Raw genomic sequence first — 15,185 nt, forward strand, 5'->3', positions numbered from 1 at the left:
CCAGAAAAAGAAGCCTGATTATGAAGTAATAAGATATTAATTATCATTTCACCTAGAAGAGTTCATAAGTTTATTGGGAATAAAGCTATTTTAACTAAATTGTCATTTAGTTGTAGAACAAAACTTATTGTGGATTGTTTTAATAATAGAGTTAAACTTATACACTTAAATGATGTGAATAACGACAAACGAATATGTCTTATTAGTACATTTGTCGTTGAAACATGAGAATTCTATTAATAACAAGAGAAATACAATGAGATTTTCTGTGAAATTCATATTAGCTGTTGTTTTACTAATGCTACCATATAGTATGAGTAATGCTGCTATGAGTCTCTCTAAATGTATTTCTGTGATAGAATGCTCTTCATGTCAATTATCAGAATCATCTTCTAATATTAGAACTTGCTCTTCTTTTAGCACTAGTACATCATCTGGTTTTGATAAATCGCAATCATTGTCTATTTCTGATGTAGAAATGGCAATTAAATCTGTTTCTGAAATATATAATAACAATCGTCTTCGTAGGATCATTCAAGCCAATGATCTTTTTAAGGACGTTTTGCACAAGTTTTTCTTGTTAAGAGAAAATATACTGGTATTAGACCAAAGTAAATCTTATTATTCGGATAAGGATCCACATTATTCTACTATCTGTAGCGACTATTATGTGTTCGCTCTAAGACGTATCCTTATTTAGTTTTTTATTCCTTTCATATTTACTTTTTATATCCCTATATGAACTTGTATGACTTTTTTGTTGAGAAGTCGTAGGGTCTATAACGCAGTGTGTCTAATCGTATATCAAATTTTCTAAATAGCTAAAATTTATTTTCTTAACAAAAAAACTTATTATGGAAACTAATAAAAAAAGTCCAGTTGTTGGCATTAAGAATGCTGGCATTGTTATCATTTGCTGTTTTATAATAGCTTTGTGTATTTTTTATTTTCTATTAGGAAATGGGGCTAATTTTATGAATAATGACCCCGACAACCATCCGCTGAACATTTTAGGTACTATTTACAAAGGTGGCGTTATTGTACCTGTTATTCAAACATTGTTGCTAACAGTTATTGCATTGAGTGTTGAGCGTTATATTGCACTTCGTTCTGCTTATGGAAAAGGTTCATTAGCTAAGTTCGTTGCTAATATTAAAGAAGCTTTATCTGCAGGTGATGTTAAAAAAGCGCAGTCAATCTGTGATCAACAATGTGGTTCAGTAGCTAATGTTGTTACTTCTACTTTGCGTAAGTATGAAGAGATGGAAAAGAATACAGAATTGTCTAAAGAGCAAAAGTTGTTGGCTATTCAAAAAGAATTGGAAGAAGCAACTGCTTTGGAAATGCCAATGATGCAACAGAATCTTCCTATTATTGCTACAATTACTACATTGGGTACATTGATGGGATTGCTTGGTACTGTGATCGGTATGATCCGTTCATTTACGGCTTTGGCAGTAGGTGGTGGTACTGACTCGTTGGCATTGTCACAAGGTATTTCTGAAGCCTTGGTTAATACTGCATTCGGTATCTTGACTGGTGCATTGGCTGTTATTTCTTACAACTACTACACTAATAAAATTGATAAATTGACTTACGGACTTGACGAAGTCGGATTCTCTATTGTGCAGACTTTTGCTGCTACTCATTAATTTAGCGAACCCTTTAAAATTATTAATCATGGGTAGAACGCAAATAAAAAAGAAAAGTACGTTCATAGATATGACAGCTATGAGTGACGTAACTGTATTGCTTCTGACTTTCTTTATGCTGACTTCAGCGTTTGTGAAGAAGGAACCGGTAACAGTTAATACTCCGGCTTCTGTATCGGAAATTAAAATCCCGGAGAAAAATGTACTCCAGATTTTAATTGATCCGGAGGGAAAAGTATTTATGAGCCTCGATAAACAGCAAGATATGCAGGCTGTTTTGGAGAGTATGGGTGATGAGTATGATATTAAGTTTACTCCGGAGCAGGAGAAGAGATTTATTGTATCTTCTACATTCGGGGTACCTATTGGAAGTATGCAACAGTACCTGAATCTTCCAGAAGAGCAACGGGATAAAGTCTTGAAAAACCAAGGAATTCCTTGTGATAGTACTGATAATCAGTTTAAGTCGTGGGTACGTAATGCGCGTGCTGCTAACGCGGATTTGCGAATAGCTATAAAGGCAGATGCTTCGACTCCATACTCAGTGATAAAGAATGTAATGAACTCTCTTCAGGATTTGCGAGAGAATCGGTATAATCTGATTACTACTCTCAAAGGATCGTCTGAAGAATAAAATGGAGGAAAAATTATGAGTGCCGAAGTACAAGAGAGTGGTGGAAAGAGAGGAAAAAGCAGGCAGAAAAAAATATCTGTGCGGGTAGATTTTACTCCGATGGTTGATATGAATATGTTGCTGATTACCTTCTTTATGCTTTGTACCACATTAAATATACCTCAAACGATGGAAATAAGTATGCCGTCGAATGATAAGGATATAACAGAAGATCAGAAAAGTATGGTAAAAGCTTCTCAGGCAATAACATTGCTTTTGGGAGGTGATAACAAACTTTACTATTATGAGGGAGAGCCCAACTATAAAGATTATAGTTCGTTGAAGCAGACTAGTTACGCTGCGAGCGGAGTGCGCGATGTGCTTTTGCGTAAAAATGCTGTTGCAGTGAACAAGGTGAGAGCATTGAAACAACAGAAATTGGATCTTGTGATTACTGACGATGAATTTAAGAAGAAGGTTTCTGAGATAAAAAGTGCAAAAGATACGCCAACCGTTATTATCAAAGCTACGGATGATGCTTCTTATGAGAATCTGGTTGATGTGCTGGATGAAATGCAAATTTGTAATATTGGTAAATATGTAATTACCGATATTGCAGAAGGAGATGAGTTTTTGATGAAGAACTTCGATGTAAAAGGGGAATTGTCAAAAAAAATAGCAGAATAAATAAGTAACACCTAAAAAAGAAAAGTAAAATGGCAAAAATAGATTTGACTTCTTCGGAATGGTGTCAACTGATTTTTGAGGGTAAGAATCAAGCATATGGTGCTTTTAGGATGCGTGAGAATTCGACCAAACGTCATAATATTGCCCTGCTGATTGTATTAGTGGTAACTGTGATTGGTTTCACTATTCCTACACTGGTTAAGTGGGCAACTCCGAAACAAAGAGAAGTAATAACTGAAGTGACTACACTGTCGAAATTGGAAGCACCGGAAGTGAAACAAAATGAAGTGAAAAAGGTTGTTCCTGTAGCACCTCCTCCTCAGGCAGTGAAAAGTTCTATCAAGTTTACGACTCCTAAAATCAAAAAAGATTCAGAAATTGATGAAACGAATGAAATTAAGAGTCAAGAAGAATTGCTTTCTACTAATGTGGCTATTTCGATTGCCGATGTAAAAGGTAATGATGAAGTCAATGGAGCGGATATTGCAGACTTGAAACAGATTGTAGTACAAGGTGAACCCGAGCCGGATAATACTATATTTGAAGCAGTAGAACAGATGCCCTCATTCCCGGGAGGTGAGCTTTTGGCTTATCTTGGTAAGAATATCAAGTATCCAACAATTGCACAGGAAAATGGTACACAAGGTCGTGTTATCATACAATTTGTAGTAGAACGTGACGGTTCGATTACGGATGTACATGTAGCTCGTGGAGTAGATCCTTATTTGGATAAAGAGGCAATTCGCGTGATACAAGGTATGCCCAAATGGATTCCAGGTAAACAGAATGGTAAAGCAGTGCGTGTGAAATTTACAGTTCCGGTTTTATTTAGATTGACGTAAAATGAAGATAGAGAGACAATTTTGGCTGATAGGAATCGTATTATTGACGGTATTTAGTGCTTGCGGTTCCAAAAGCGGATCGGCGGATACTTATTCGTCAGGTGTGATAGCTATTGCGGCGGATGCAAGTTTCGAACCTATAATACAGGAAGAGATTGATGTATTTGAAAGTCTTTGTCCTTTGGCCGGAATTGTTCCTCGTTATACTACGGAAGTGGAAGCGATAAATTTACTTCTGAAAGACAGTGTCCGATTAGCTATTGTGACTCGGACATTGACTAAGGAAGAAATGGAATCATTTCATAGCCGTAAGTTTTTCCCAAAAGAGATAAAGTTGGCTACAGATGGTCTGGCATTGATAGTTAATCGTTCGAATCCGGACTCTTTGTTGAGTGTGCGCGATTTCCGTCGTATTTTGACAGGGGAAGTGAAAAACTGGAAAGAAATTTATCCGGATTCTCGTTTGAAAGAGATTCAAGTCGTGTTCGATAATAGAAATTCGAGTACAGTACGTTTTGCAATGGATTCTATCTGTGATGGAAATCCATTGGCAACGGACAATGTCAGTGCGTTGGAAACGAACCTGCAGGTTATAAATTATGTAGCTAAGACACCTGATGCGATAGGAGTAATTGGAGTAGACTGGTTGGGTAACCGTAAAGATACAACTAATCTATCTTTTATAGAAGAAATCAGAGTCATGGCAGTAAGTGCAGAAGATGTGGCAACTGTTGCCAACAGTTATAAACCTTTCCAGGCATATCTGTATTATGGTAACTATCCGTTGGCACGACCTATTTATGCTTTGCTAAATGATCCCCGTGGAGGGTTGCCTTGGGGTTTTGCTTCTTTTATGACTTTCGATAAAGGACAGCGAATTATTCTTAAATCGGGACTTCTTCCGGCTACGCAGCCAACGCGTATTGTTAATGTGAAGACAAGTAATAACTAAAATTTGAGACTATCATGAAACGAGTACAAATGTTTTTAGCTGGAGCGTTTATAGCAATTGGATCGCTCTATGCGCAATCATCAGATGCTGAATGGCAGGCGGGTGTTGCAGAATTGAAAGAAACTATTCAGAAGAATCCGACTCAAGCAATGGAAGAAGCTGAACAACTGATAAAAGGAAAAAATAAAAAAAATGTTGATCTTTTGGTAGCAATTGGAGAAGCTATTTACAAGCAGGAAAACCTGCAGAAGCAGGAGAATATGCTGTTCTTGCTAGAAAAGCGAATGGCAAATCAGCTCTTGCTTCTCTATTGGAAGGAGACATTGCAATAAAACAGAAAAATGCTGGTTTGGCTTCCCAAAAATATGAAGAAGCCATTTATTTCGATTCGCATTGTGTAGATGCTTATTTGAAGTATGCGGATATTTATAAATCAGCCAATGCAAGCCTTGCGATTGAGAAGCTGGAGCAATTAAAGATCTTAGAACCGTCCAACACGAATGTAGATAAAAAACTAGCTGAAATTTATTATTTTAAAAATGATTTTGTAAAAGCTGCCGATGCTTATTCGTATTTTGCGATGGAACCAACAGCAACAGAAGAAGATTTGGCGAAATACGCGTTTGCACTTTTCATGAAGCATGATTTTCAGAAATCTCTTGAAGTGGCTAACATGGGGTTAAAGACAAATTCACGCCATGTTGCGTTCAATCGTTTGGCAATGTATAATTACACAGACTTGAAACGTTTTGATGAAGCAATTAAAGCTGCTGATATCTTCTTTAATGAATGTGATAAGGCAGACTATTCTTATCTGGATTATATGTATTATGGTCATTTGTTGGAAGCTTTAAAGAAATACGGTGAAGCTGCAGAGCAATATGAGAAAGCGGTTGCACTAGATTCAACAAAAACTGATTTGTATAAAAATATATCTTCTGCTTATGAAGAGCAGAATGAATATAAAAAAGCAATCAGTGCTTACCAAAAGTATTATTCGTCACTTGAGAAGGAACAGCAAACTCCTGATTTGCAATTTCAGATGGGGCGACTTTATTATGGTTCAGGTACGCAAGCTGATTCATCAGCAATCACAGTAGAAGAGCGTAAGCAGGCTTTGGAATTGGCAGACTCTGTCTTTAAAACCATTGCCGAAACAGCTCCGGATAGTTATTTAGGTAATTTTTGGAGAGCTCGTACCAATTCTGCATTAGATCCTGAAACAACTCAGGGATTGGCGAAACCTTTCTATGAGGTAGTTGCTTCTATGTTGGAAGGCAAGAATGATTCACGGTACAATTCTGCGTTGGTTGAATGTTACAGTTACCTTGGATATTATTATCTGGTAGTTAATAATCTACTTGAATCTAAGGAATACTGGAGCAAAATTCTGGCTATAGACCCTGCTAATGCTACTGCTAAAAGAGCGTTGGACGGCATCAAATAGTGAATAATTTTAGTTGTTTGTCGTGACAGGAGGAGTGGAGAGTGATTCTTAGCTCCTCCTTTTTTTATTATTTTTTCTCTTTTCTATTGGAATATTCAAAAGATTATCTACTTTTGCAGTGTACTATTGAACTAATACACTAAGGGATATATAATTTTTTAATTTAAGAGCTATGATTACAGTTGAGAATCTTTCGTTTTCTTATCGAAAATCTAAGCATTCTGTATTGCATGATTTCTCTCTTTCTTTGGAGAAGGGGAGAGTGTATGGATTGTTGGGTAAGAATGGTGCCGGGAAGTCTACACTTCTTTATTTAATGTCTGGTCTTTTAACTCCGAAAGGAGGGAGAGTAATGTTTCATGATACAGATGTGCGTCGTCGTTTGCCTGTTACTTTACGGGATATGTTTCTAGTGCCGGAGGAATTTGATCTGCCTTCTGTACCATTAATGAGTTATGTGAGATTGAATAGTTTGTTTTACCCACGATTCAGTAAAGAAGATATGATGAAATACCTTCATTATTTTGAAATGGAGATGGATATTAATTTGGGGGCACTTTCTATGGGACAAAAGAAAAAAGTGTTTATGAGTTTTGCTTTAGCTACTAATACTTCTTTATTGCTGATGGATGAACCGACGAATGGATTGGATATTCCTAGTAAGAGCCAGTTTCGTAAATTTATTGCTTCAGGAATGTCAGAAGATAAAACAATTGTGATTTCTACTCATCAAGTCCGGGATATTGATAAGTCATTAGACCATGTGGTAGTTATGGATAAGAGTCAGGTGTTGCTGAATGAATCTACGACAAGAATAACTGAAAAGTTGTTGTTCACTGAAAGTGAAGATCGTGAGTTGGCAAAGAATGCATTGTTTGCAGCTCCTTCCATACAAGGAAATAGTCTGATGCTTGTTAATGAGCATGAGGAAGAATCGGATATAAATCTGGAACTTCTTTTTAATGCGATTCTTTCATCTCCTGAAAAACTGTCTCAATTGTTTAACTCTCAAAACTAATGACAAAATGATAAAAGATACTTTTTTCAGTTTACCTCGTTTTGTGAATCTCTGTCGTAAAGAAGTGGTAGAGAACTGGAGATCAAATGTGCTTCGTATGATTTTGATTTTCGGAGTGATAACTATTGCCTTCTTATGGAATGGATATTTTGAATATAGACATGTTGATTCGGAATATTTTATAAACCGCTATACTGATTATGATTCGGTCTGGAGGTTTGTGCTGCCATCTTTTTTCTTCTTTTTATTTGGTTTTGGGTGTTTGAGTGCCTCATTTACGATGGAAAAGATGAAGAATAAAACGGGACGACTTTCTACATTAATGACTCCGGCAACACCTTTTGAGAATTTTTTTTTCTAGGTGGTTGATATCTACTATTGTGTTTTTGATCGTTTTTCTCATTGCTTTTAAACTGGCTGATTATACACGACTACTAGTTCTTTCATTGATTTATCCGGATTTAGCAAAAGCTATGTTTCCTGTAAATCTGTGTGATTTGGTTGGAGAAGATCGAGACTTTCATGTTTTTAGAGAAATGTATCAGTTAAAATTTGTTTTTTCTTTATATTTGTTTGTTCAATCATTATTTGTTTTAGGTAGTTCTATCTGGCCTAAAAGTTCATTCATTAAGACTTTTGCTGCTGTCGTGGTCATTGTTCTAATTTACATGTTAGTAGGTACGTCTTTAGGTAGTGTATTATTTAATCGGGGAACATTCTATAGACCTCCGTTTGAATATCTTTCTGAAAATCAGATTTCTAACATAGTCTCTGCTATTCTGGTTTTCTTTACTCTGTTTAATTGGACTCTTTCATATTTCCGTTTTAAAGAATCAGAAATTATTCAACGTATGTAAATATCCTAAGTCTATGAATTTTAAAGAAAGTAAAGCTATTTATCTACAGATTGCTGATAGAATATGTGACGAGATACTTCTGGGCCAATATATTGAAGAGGAACGTATTCCTTCTGTTAGAGAATATGCTGCTATTGTGGAGGTAAATGCCAATACGGTGATGCGTTCGTACGATTACCTCCAATCTCAGAATATTATTTATAATAAACGAGGTATTGGCTATTTTGTAGCTATGGGTGCCAAAGTACTAATTTTCTCCTTAAGAAAGGAGACTTTCTTGAAGGAAGATTTGGAGCATTTCTTTCGGCAGATTAAGACGCTTGATATTTCTATTCAAGAGATAACTGATATGTATGGGGATTTTTGTAAAAAGAACAGTAAATTGAAGTAAAGATTATGAAACGCACAACTTATATATTAATAGGACTTTTTATTGCCGGACTTATTGTACTGGCGGGGGGAATATTTGTGATGTTTTTCACAGGGAAACCTTATGGTTCCAATGAGATTCTTTTTGGGGGAGAACAAGTGACAAAAGAATTTCCTACATGTAGGGTAATATGGCTTACCCAGTCGGTACTTGAAAAAGAGGAATATGCTGTTTGGATGGCGAACTCCTGTCTGGAAGTGTTACCTTCAGAAGGGAAAAAGAATGTATTCTCTTGCCCAAAAGAGGTAAATGATTATCTGACAATGAAGGTAATAGGAGATACTTTAAAAATTACTTTTGATTATCCTATGGATAAGCTTTCCGAAAAAATTGAGGAACAAAAGTATGTGTATATGATTATTGGTGAATGGCAAATGCAATTGCATCGGACGTGGAGACTATTGTCAGTGATATCAGAAATCAGAAACTGGTACTCAAAAATCTATCGCAGGATACTCTTTCTATTGGTGTTTCAGGTTCTGCTGCAATTGAGGATTGTGATTTTAAGGCTTTAAATGTTTTAAGATGTGCTCATTTGCTGAACCTTCAAAGTGGGAATATTCGTGATTTATATCTATATCTCGACCATATTGATGGGTGGAGCGTGGATCCAAAAACATGTCATATTGATACGGAATACTTAACAGGGTATAATGCTGAGGTACAATTAGAAAAAGGAGAATGTAAACGTATGTTTTGGACTCCTACAAAAGAAGATGCAAAGTTGCATGTTACGCTTCATGAAAGGTCTTGTATTACAATGGAATGATGGTATCTGAAAAAGAGAGAAATTATTAATTCCCTTATTAAGATTAACTTATAATATCAAAATGCGAATCTTACAATATCAACACAGAACCACGAAATCTGTGATATTGAAGAGATTCGCATTTTATATCGTTTTTAGTGTAACTTTCAGCTAAGCTTTTATTCTTTAGTTAAAGTGAAGTTGTCAATATCCGGTGCCCAGTTATAACTATTACACATACGGATTACATTATAACCAGGTTTTAATTCCACTGGTACTGTGATTTGATGATGATTATCATCATTAGCTAATGAATTGATTCTTGTAGTTATATCATTAACTGTCAGATCCAATTGGCGACCTTTTCCAAATGAATAGTTGATAGTCATATTATAACGTCCTCCTTTTTCACTGTATACTTCGGACCATTCTGCATAGTTTTCCGGTTGTCCACCAATAAATCCGACTTTCATCTTACCAGAAGCCTGTCCGTCGTAGGAATATACAATACCTTTGGAGTTTTTACCTAGATCATTGTAAAGAGGCAAGTAAGCCCATTCTGCTTCGTATAGTGTTGGTTCTAGACGTGTTTCTCCTTCCATGCGTAGGAACATACCACTATGGGCAGGAAGTGTTTGTTCAAAGGTGCCGGAGAAAGTACCTAGATCATTGTGTTTTACCAGGTCACGTACTTTTACATTTCCACCGAATTCCAATGTAGAAAATGGAACAGAGAAAGTACAGATTGTATCCGATGGATTGTAAAGAGCAACAGCACGGACATTGCCACGTTGTTGTTCAATGTCTTTAACCAGTACGTATCCTTCATTCTCGTGTTGCACTACATAAGCTTGACGTCCTAATGGATCTTGGTTCAATGCAATTAATTCTTTATTTGTCACTAATTGTAGAGAAGATTCTGGCATTGTTGCCAAATTACAACCTATTAATAAAGGTGAGCTCATGATACACCATAAACCAAAATGAACTTCTTCTTCAGTCGGAGTAAGTCCTTCTCCTCCTACTTTGCAGCTATCCCGAAATCCGATTACCATCATGTCCATATCGTTATAATGTCCATTACGGGCATAAGCAGACAGATATAGGTTTTTGCCTACCACGTATTTTAATGAGTTCCAATGAGCATTGATATCCCCACTAATGCGCCATGAATTTGCTATTTTTTCTGCCCATGTTCCCGGAAATGCCCATCGGCAAATATTAACGGAAACATCCTTGTTTACTTTATCAATACTTTTTCGGATAGAAGTATATCTTTCTTCTTCATCTAGTCCTAGAAAGCTTCCACCACAATAGTCTATTTTGATGAAATCAAATCCCCAGTCGCCGAAATATAATTGAGCGTCTTGTTCTTCATGTCCATAGATACCGGCTCCTACTCCTGCATGGTCTTTGTCGGCCATAGAACCGCAGGTGTTATTTCCTGCGTCAGTATAAATGCCAGCTTTCATACCCAGACTGTGTATATGGTCTACTACGGGTTTCATACCATTAGGGAAACGAGTTGTGTTGGCTTGCATGTTTCCATTACTATCCCGTTCGTTGAAGAAGCCGTCGTCGATATTTACGTTGAGATAACCGGCATCTTTCAAACCTTTTTCTACCATAAGATCAGCCTGATTTTTGATAATATCTTCGCTGATATCTACGCGAAAGGCATTCCATGAACTCCATCCCATTAGAGGTGGTGTAACAGATTTACCACTATTAGAGTGATTTACTTGAGTCTCTGCGCAACTTGCACATAACAAAGAAAAAGTAGCAGCTAAGACGTAGAATTTGTTTTTCATTGTGTAAATAAAGATTAATGATGAATAAATAAATTGAGTTACCAAAGATATAAATGATTCTATTTTCCTGCAAATAAATTAGAAAAGAACTGTCATTTTTTGTAGAATATACAGCAAAAGTACAAAATTATGTTTTTACTTTTTCTTATGAAATGATTTCTAAGTTTGTTTTTTTAATGTTAAACTAATATTTTGATGTAATAATAAATAGATTTTTTCAATTGTTCTGTTGCTTATTAATATACTTGATTTTGACATCTGTGTATTCATATTGATTGTAAAAGGATGAATTTGCTTGGATTTAAAACTGATGAAGATACTACTTAGTAGTAAACATGAGTCGTGAAAATACTCTTTGAATAAACGGAAAATTAATTGAACATAACATAATGTATCTTTGGTCTAATCGATTTGTTGGTGATGACTTTAAAGATTATGACCAGATTATAAATGGTCAATGGAAAATAATGTTACTGAAAGGTGAAAAGGTTCTGTCTTCTTTTCTTGTAATTTTGAGAATAAATAAACTATAATATGTTGAGAACTTTTTATGCTTTACAGGTGTGCACTAAGCGATCAGATCGGACGGACAGTATAATGCAATTCAAACATTCGGACTCTATCGCTGGCATATTGTCAATCTTATCTGTTTTGAGAAAGAACTGAAGGTGACTATCCAGGATTTAGGATGGAGACATGATGGTAGATACAATGCACAACAATTGGATATTTCTTCTACTGTGTTTTGGTATCAGGCGGAACCTCATACTAAATTTCTGGTTTTACCGAAAAAAGATGACTTGGAAATACTGACTCCTTGATTGATATTTGTTATCTTTGGCAACTAGATAACATAAACGATATTATTAAAACACTTTTAGATTATGAGGACAGTCATCTTATGTTTTTTGTTAAGTGTCTTTTTTTCTGTTGTACGTGCAGAACAGAAAGACAAGTTTATACCTTTTGAGAAAATAGAATCCGGTTTTCGGCAGGTTCCGAATGATGTAAGAATAGCTGTTTATTGGTATTGGATCTCCGACAATATCTCTAAAGAAGGGGTTATTAAGGATTTGGAAGCTATGAAGGCGGCAGGTATCAGTCGTGCTTATATCGGTAATATCGGTTTGGGTGATATTGCAGCCGGAAAACATAAGATTCTAACAGAAGGATGGTGGGAAATTGTTCATGCTGCTTTGAAAAAGGCAACAGAACTGGATATTGAGATTGGTATTTTCAATAGTCCGGGATGGAGCCAGTCTGGTGGACCGTGGATCAAACCGAACGAAAGTATGCGTTATCTTACCTCATCCGAATTGAGAGTAAAAGGTCCCCAAGTGTTACAGACGGATTTACCCGTTATTGCAGAGGATGCAGAAGACGTTAAAGTCATAGCTTTCCCAGCACCTACAGGTGATGTGGTGAGTGGTAACTGGAAGGTGAAGAAGCAAGAAGGGAAAGAAGAAGTGGTAGAGATGAAACTCCCTCAGGAAACTACGGTCCGTAGCTTTTCTCTTCAAGTAAATACACCTATAAAGGCCGATGCTGATTTATATATTAAAGAAGGGAATGATTATCGTATCCTTAAAAAGATTCATATTGATAGAAGCAATGCTGCTCTGAATGTCGGATTTATTCCTTATCCGCCTATTGTAATCTCTTTGCCGGAAGTAAAAGGACAGGACTTCCGTCTTGTCATTCATGCTGGGGGGAATGCGGAACTGGATATTGCGCTTTCTTCACAACCGATGTTGGAACGTTATCCGGAAAAGATGTTGGCTAAAATGTTCCAGACTCCTCTGCCTCTCTGGCACGATTATATGTGGGATAGAATGCCAGGGCTTACCGATAAGGATTACTTGATTAAGGCGGATAAAGTGGTGGATATAACGTCCTCTTTTAAAGATGGAAAACTTAATTGGGCAGTGCCGGAAGGAGAATGGGTAATTATGCGGACAGGAATGCGTTCTACGAGAGTAACTAATAGTCCTGCCAGTCCGGAAGGTACGGGATTAGAAGTGGACAAAATGAGCAAAAAACATGTAGCAACTCACTTTGATGCTTATATTGGAGAAATATTACGCCGCATTCCGGCACGGGATCGGAGGACTTTTAAAGTAGTAGTGCAAGATAGTTATGAGACCGGAGGACAGAACTGGACAGACGATATGATTGCTAGCTTTAAAAAGAAATACGGATATGATCCGGTGGTTTATCTTCCCGTTTTGAAGGGGATGATTGTTGGTAGCCCCGATCAGTCGGATCGTTTCTTATGGGATCTACGTCGTTTGGTCGCTGATCGGGTAGCCTACAATTATGTAGGTGGTCTGCGTGAAGTGAGTCATAAGCATGGTTTGACAACTTGGTTGGAGAATTATGGTCATTGGGGATTTCCCGGCGAATTTCTACAATACGGTGGACAGTCGGATGAGGTCGGTGGTGAATTCTGGTGTGAAGGTTCATTAGGGGATATTGAGAACCGCGCAGCCTCTTCTTGTGCTCATATTTATGGGAAAAAGAAAGTATGGGCAGAATCATTTACGGCAGGCGGGCCGAATTTTCATCGTTATCCATATTTGATGAAACAGCGTGGGGATCGTTTCTTTACGGAAGGGATTAACAGTACTTTATTGCACGTATATATTCATCAACCTTCAAGCGATCGTTTGCCCGGTATGAGTGCCTGGTTTGGTTGTGAATTTAACCGCAATAATACGTGGTTCGGGCAGATGGATGTATTTACCGGTTATCTGAAACGTTGTAACTTTATGTTGCAACAGGGACAATATGTTGCTGATGCTGCTTACTTTATCGGTGAAGATGCTCCTAAAATGACAGGAGTTTGCGACCCGGCTTTACCTAAAGGATATTCTTTCGACTATATAAACGCTGAAATACTTCTGAGCGAGGCTTCTGTAAAAGATGGAAAATTGACATTACAGAGTGGTATGCAATATCGCGTACTTGTATTGCCCAGACAGAATACAATGAGACTGGAAGTGCTGAAAAAAGTAAGAGAACTGGTGAAAAGCGGACTTGTAATAGTAGGAACAGCACCAGAATATTCTCCAAGTTTGGCTGGATATCCTAAAGCTGACCGGAAAGTGAAAGCGATGGCCTCAGATTTATGGAACGGGCAAGGCTCTGGACTAGTTTATGGAAAAGGACGTGTATTCTCATCCAATGAATCACTGGATAAGGTTTTTGCAGCGTTGTCTTTATCTCCGGATTGTAGTGTCAGTAATGATGCTCCAGTTCTGTTTATTCATCGTACAACATCGGACGGAGATTTCTATTTTATCTCTAATCAGAGTGATAAAGCCATATCCTTTGACGCTACTTTTAGAATTTCTTCTAAAGTACCAGAATTGTGGAACCCGCTGACTCAGGATATGCGTCTCTTACCGGAATATTCTGATAAGAACGGTTTGACTACGGTACCTTTGCAATTGAAACCTTTTGAGAGTTCCTTTATTGTTTTCCGTAAGAACTCGGAAGCAAAACAGTCGGGAAGTAATTATCCGCAATCAGAAGTTGTAGTAAAAGTAGATTCTCCATGGACAGTTGCCTTTGATAAGAATGCTAGAGGACCGGAAGAGGCTGTTACTTTCTCTACTCTGATAGATTGGAAGGATTCGGAAGATGTTCGTATTAAATATTATTCAGGTACAGCTGTTTATACGAATACATTCAACCTAGAGAAATTACCGAAAAAACAGTTTTATATTGATTTAGGTAAGGTAATGGTGATGGCTAAGGTATATGTGAATGATCAATATGCCGGCGGTGTATGGACGAATCCATATCAACTTAATATAACTGGCTATTTACGTACTGGAAAGAATACTCTGAAAATTGAAGTTGTGAACAATTGGCAGAATCGTTTGATTGGCGATCAACAGTTACCGGAGGAATCTCGTCCTACCTGGACTGCGGTGAATCCGTGGAATGCAAATTCTCCTTTGCAATCTTCCGGATTATTTGGACCTGTACAAATAGAAGCTTACGATTATCTGATGATAAAATAAGCTTTAAAAATAAAACTTGAATGAAATAGAGTGTATCAAAAGTAAAGATGACTTCAAAGAATCACGAATACTTTTGATTCACTTCTTGTGAACGTGTTTC

At 37.0% G+C, this 15,185-nt stretch carries 12 protein-coding genes and 3 pseudogenes; 14 read left to right on the forward strand and 1 reads right to left on the reverse strand.

Annotated features, from left to right (window positions below; genetic code table 11):
- Positions 1 to 256 precede the first annotated feature (256 nt).
- From JCM17102_RS31660 to JCM17102_RS31665, 12 genes and pseudogenes are all read left to right on the forward strand, one after another.
- Positions 257 to 700 carry a DUF8440 family protein gene (locus tag JCM17102_RS31660; protein WP_025075181.1) on the forward strand — a complete coding sequence of 148 codons (444 nt, stop codon included), beginning with the start codon at positions 257 to 259 and terminating at the stop codon, positions 698 to 700.
- Between the two features lie 154 nt (positions 701 to 854).
- Entirely contained in the window at positions 855 to 1,652 is a 798-nt protein-coding gene (locus JCM17102_RS11235; protein ID WP_025075182.1) for a MotA/TolQ/ExbB proton channel family protein, read from the forward strand.
- Positions 1,653 to 1,680: 28 nt separating this feature from the next.
- Complete coding sequence (locus JCM17102_RS11240; protein WP_025075183.1) at positions 1,681 to 2,286, forward strand: ExbD/TolR family protein; 606 nt, start codon at positions 1,681 to 1,683, stop codon at positions 2,284 to 2,286.
- A gap of 15 nt (positions 2,287 to 2,301) precedes the next feature.
- Positions 2,302 to 2,952 carry an ExbD/TolR family protein gene (locus tag JCM17102_RS11245; RefSeq protein ID WP_025075184.1) on the forward strand — a complete coding sequence of 217 codons (651 nt, stop codon included), beginning with the start codon at positions 2,302 to 2,304 and terminating at the stop codon, positions 2,950 to 2,952.
- Positions 2,953 to 2,981: 29 nt separating this feature from the next.
- On the forward strand, positions 2,982 to 3,794 hold the full coding sequence (locus JCM17102_RS11250) for an energy transducer TonB (RefSeq protein WP_025075185.1): 813 nt from the start codon (positions 2,982 to 2,984) through the stop codon (positions 3,792 to 3,794).
- A 1-nt stretch (position 3,795) separates the two neighbouring features.
- Positions 3,796 to 4,746, forward strand: coding sequence for a PstS family phosphate ABC transporter substrate-binding protein (locus JCM17102_RS11255; protein ID WP_033886767.1), 951 nt, complete (start codon positions 3,796 to 3,798; stop codon positions 4,744 to 4,746).
- A gap of 14 nt (positions 4,747 to 4,760) precedes the next feature.
- Positions 4,761 to 6,193 (forward strand): annotated as a pseudogene (locus JCM17102_RS27305) (tetratricopeptide repeat protein).
- A gap of 172 nt (positions 6,194 to 6,365) precedes the next feature.
- Complete coding sequence (locus JCM17102_RS11265; protein WP_025075187.1) at positions 6,366 to 7,211, forward strand: ABC transporter ATP-binding protein; 846 nt, start codon at positions 6,366 to 6,368, stop codon at positions 7,209 to 7,211.
- A gap of 7 nt (positions 7,212 to 7,218) precedes the next feature.
- Positions 7,219 to 8,068, forward strand: a pseudogene (locus JCM17102_RS27310) (hypothetical protein).
- 13 nt (positions 8,069 to 8,081) lie between these two features.
- A complete protein-coding gene (locus JCM17102_RS11275) occupies positions 8,082 to 8,459 on the forward strand; it encodes a GntR family transcriptional regulator (RefSeq protein WP_025075188.1) in 378 nt (125 codons plus the stop codon).
- Positions 8,460 to 8,464: 5 nt separating this feature from the next.
- Positions 8,465 to 9,013 carry a hypothetical protein gene (locus JCM17102_RS27315; RefSeq protein ID WP_275564389.1) on the forward strand — a complete coding sequence of 183 codons (549 nt, stop codon included), beginning with the start codon at positions 8,465 to 8,467 and terminating at the stop codon, positions 9,011 to 9,013.
- A gap of 20 nt (positions 9,014 to 9,033) precedes the next feature.
- On the forward strand, positions 9,034 to 9,267 hold the full coding sequence (locus JCM17102_RS31665) for a hypothetical protein (protein ID WP_275564390.1): 234 nt from the start codon (positions 9,034 to 9,036) through the stop codon (positions 9,265 to 9,267).
- A gap of 158 nt (positions 9,268 to 9,425) precedes the next feature.
- On the opposite strand, the gene JCM17102_RS11285 is transcribed toward JCM17102_RS31665, so the two are convergent.
- Positions 9,426 to 11,057 (reverse strand): alpha-galactosidase D, encoded by a 1,632-nt coding sequence (locus JCM17102_RS11285; protein ID WP_025075189.1) that lies wholly within the window; start codon positions 11,055 to 11,057, stop codon positions 9,426 to 9,428.
- Positions 11,058 to 11,632: 575 nt separating this feature from the next.
- On the opposite strand from JCM17102_RS11285, the pseudogene JCM17102_RS29685 reads away from it, so the two are divergent.
- Positions 11,633 to 11,878: pseudogene (locus JCM17102_RS29685) on the forward strand (DUF2961 domain-containing protein); the annotation flags it as partial.
- A 63-nt stretch (positions 11,879 to 11,941) separates the two neighbouring features.
- Complete coding sequence (locus tag JCM17102_RS11300; RefSeq protein ID WP_025075190.1) at positions 11,942 to 15,085, forward strand: glycosyl hydrolase; 3,144 nt, start codon at positions 11,942 to 11,944, stop codon at positions 15,083 to 15,085.
- Positions 15,086 to 15,185 lie beyond the last annotated feature (100 nt).

The sequence above is a fragment of the Bacteroides faecichinchillae JCM 17102 genome (assembly GCF_000614145.1).
In the GTDB taxonomy this organism is placed as follows: Bacteria; Bacteroidota; Bacteroidia; order Bacteroidales; family Bacteroidaceae; genus Bacteroides; species Bacteroides faecichinchillae.

Coding starts and splice junctions, on each gene's coding strand:
- JCM17102_RS11235 (WP_025075182.1), top strand. CDS start 855: ATGGAAACTAATAAAAAAAGTCCAGTTGTTGGCATTAAGAATGCTGGC.
- JCM17102_RS11255 (WP_033886767.1), top strand. CDS start 3,796: ATGAAGATAGAGAGACAATTTTGGCTGATAGGAATCGTATTATTGACG.
- JCM17102_RS11285 (WP_025075189.1), bottom strand. CDS start 11,057: ATGAAAAACAAATTCTACGTCTTAGCTGCTACTTTTTCTTTGTTATGT.
- JCM17102_RS27315 (WP_275564389.1), top strand. CDS start 8,465: ATGAAACGCACAACTTATATATTAATAGGACTTTTTATTGCCGGACTT.
- JCM17102_RS31660 (WP_025075181.1), top strand. CDS start 257: ATGAGATTTTCTGTGAAATTCATATTAGCTGTTGTTTTACTAATGCTA.
- JCM17102_RS11300 (WP_025075190.1), top strand. CDS start 11,942: ATGAGGACAGTCATCTTATGTTTTTTGTTAAGTGTCTTTTTTTCTGTT.
- JCM17102_RS11240 (WP_025075183.1), top strand. CDS start 1,681: ATGGGTAGAACGCAAATAAAAAAGAAAAGTACGTTCATAGATATGACA.
- JCM17102_RS11250 (WP_025075185.1), top strand. CDS start 2,982: ATGGCAAAAATAGATTTGACTTCTTCGGAATGGTGTCAACTGATTTTT.
- JCM17102_RS11245 (WP_025075184.1), top strand. CDS start 2,302: ATGAGTGCCGAAGTACAAGAGAGTGGTGGAAAGAGAGGAAAAAGCAGG.
- JCM17102_RS11275 (WP_025075188.1), top strand. CDS start 8,082: ATGAATTTTAAAGAAAGTAAAGCTATTTATCTACAGATTGCTGATAGA.
- JCM17102_RS11265 (WP_025075187.1), top strand. CDS start 6,366: ATGATTACAGTTGAGAATCTTTCGTTTTCTTATCGAAAATCTAAGCAT.